Below are 1,359 nucleotides of genomic sequence, written 5' to 3' on the forward strand. Positions count from 1 at the left end.
GGTCCGGGCGCGTCGGGGACCGCGCGGCGATCGCCACGCTCGTGGAGGCCGGCCGCGCGTACGCGACGCAGGCGCCGGTGACCGCCGCGCACTGGCTGAAGGCGGCGCTGCGGCTGATGCCGGAGAACGCCCCGGCCGGCGCGGGCCTGCCGTCCCGGCTCGACCTGCTGATGGAGCTGGCGCAGGTGCAGTCGGTCGGCGGCGCGCTCGCCGAGGGCCGCGAGACCGCGCGCACGCTGCTGCGGCTGCTGCCCGGCGACGCCTACGACCGGCGCGCGAAGGCGGCCCGCCTCGCCGCGCTGATGGAACGCCAGCTGGACCGTCCGCACGAGGCCCGCTCGCTGCTGCTGGACGAGCTGCGCAACATGCCCGACCCGCGCTCCCCCGCCGCGATCCCGCTGCGGATGCGGCTGGTCGCCGAGCGGACCATGCGGCTGGAGTTCCGCGCCGCCCAGGCCGTGCTGGACCTGATGCCGGACGACTCCGACGACTGGGAGCCGAGCCTGAAGATCGCGGTCGCGGCGCTGCGGCCGATGCCCGCGTTCGCCGGCGGGCGCGTCGCCGACGCGCTGCGCTACGCCGAGGCCGCCGACCGGCTGCTGCACACCGCGCCGAACGAGCACCTGGCCGACTGGATGGACGCGATCGCCTGGCTGTGCTGGGCCGAGACGATGCTCGGCCGGTACCGCACCGCCGCGCGGCACTTCGAGCGCGCCGTCGAGGTCGCCCGCGACACCGGCCAGCTGTACGTGGTCACCAACCTGCTCGCCGGGCTCGCCCGGTCCTACGGGACGCTGGGGAACCTCGCGCAGGCCGCGTCCGCCGCCGAGGACTCGGTGGAGGAGGCGCGGCTGGTCGCGTCCGGGCAGCAGATCGTGTTCGCGCTGACCCAGCAGAGCCTGGTCGCGACCTGGTCCGGCAACGAGGAGACCGCGCTGCGGCAGGCCGAGGAGGCCGTCGCGACCGGCGCGGGCATCGGCGAGTGGTGGGGGTCGATGGCCCACTACGCGCGCGCGATGGCGCTGTTCGGCCTCGGCCGCCACGACGAGGGCGTGCAGGCGGTGATGAAGGCGGCCAACAACTTCGACACCCCGACCCTCGACCAGCGCACGCTGCTGTCGTGCGCCGAGACGCTCGCGCAGGTCGAGGCGGGCCGGGGCCGCCGGGACGCCGCGCTGGAGTGGGCCGAGCGCGCCCAGCGGATGCGGCTGGACGGCGTGGACTCCAACAACGCGCTGGCCGACCTCGCCCGCGCGCACGCGCTGGTGAACGCCGACCCGCAGGAGGCGGCACGCGCCGCGCTCACCGCCGCCGAGGCGCTGGAGGCCGCCGGGCAGCGGATCGACGCCGGACGCGCCC

Annotated in this window: 1 pseudogene; it reads left to right on the plus strand. The window is 76.8% G+C overall.

Annotated elements, in window-relative coordinates:
- Positions 1-1,359, plus strand: a pseudogene (locus DZF91_RS40170) (helix-turn-helix transcriptional regulator); the annotation flags it as partial.

The sequence above is a fragment of the Actinomadura logoneensis genome, from assembly GCF_003428695.1.
Lineage (GTDB): Bacteria > Actinomycetota > Actinomycetes > Streptosporangiales > Streptosporangiaceae > Spirillospora > Spirillospora logoneensis.